At 41.6% G+C, this 892-nt stretch carries 1 protein-coding gene and 1 pseudogene; both read left to right on the forward strand.

Going from position 1 to position 892, the window contains the following annotated elements:
* Positions 1-137 precede the first annotated feature (137 nt).
* Positions 138-230, forward strand: a pseudogene (locus F960_RS23210) (hypothetical protein); the annotation flags it as partial.
* Between the two features lie 24 nt (positions 231-254).
* Positions 255-892: CARDB domain-containing protein (locus tag F960_RS22650; RefSeq protein WP_004863301.1), on the forward strand; the 638-nt coding region annotated here is incomplete at its 3' end.

The raw sequence follows: 892 nt of genomic DNA on the forward strand, positions 1-892 counted from the left end.
CGTAATTATCAAAGTGCTGTCGCTCTTGCTTGTATATTTATTTGGTTACCATTGTAGGTTAAGTTCCATACTGCAAATGTCAACACACCCTAAAAAATGGTGAAGAAATTAGAATTGAGAACTACTTCTCAAAAGAAATAAATGGTGAGCAGCAGTCTGGGTTAGTACTAGAAGATACTGAGTGTGGTTTCCTATCTTTAGTCTCAGAAAAGGGGCTTCTATCGCTAAAAGAAATCACAGGTCTAGAAGAGTTATTGACCTCAACCACTGGTGTTAACCTTATTCCTTGGTTAGTCGGTGGGGCTGTGACTGGTGGAATTATTGGTGCTATTGATGGTGGTTCTAGTAATGGTACTTCTCCAAAACCTTTAGATGCGCCAACGGTTGAAATTTTAACTGATGAAAATGATGACGGTCTTCTATCACATAAAGAATTAGGCTCTAAAACTGCGGTAGACGTTGCGGTTTCTATTCCAACTGGTGCAAAAGTTGGTGATACCGTTACAGTTACTGATCAATCTGGTAAGAAATATTCGCATGTACTCAGTGCTGATGACCTTAGTTCGGGCAAAGTTATTGTAAAAGTGGATGTTCCTGCTGAAGGTACTGAACTTAAAGTGACTGCTACGATTACTAACAATGGCGGTGAATCTGCTCCTTCGAATGAAGATAGTGCTGTTGTAGATACCATTCCACCGATATTGACCATCACTGTTCCAGAATTGGGCAATGACAATACACCAACCATCAGTGGTACAAGTGATGCGCCAGAAGGCAGTGAAGTGGTCATTACCATCACCGACAAAGATGGCAACACCCAAACAGTGACCACGAAAGTGGATGGTGAAGGCAACTACAAGGTTGATGTACCAGAAGCCTTACCAGAGGGTGA

Source organism: Acinetobacter gerneri DSM 14967 = CIP 107464 = MTCC 9824 (assembly GCF_000368565.1).
GTDB lineage: Bacteria > Pseudomonadota > Gammaproteobacteria > Pseudomonadales > Moraxellaceae > Acinetobacter > Acinetobacter gerneri.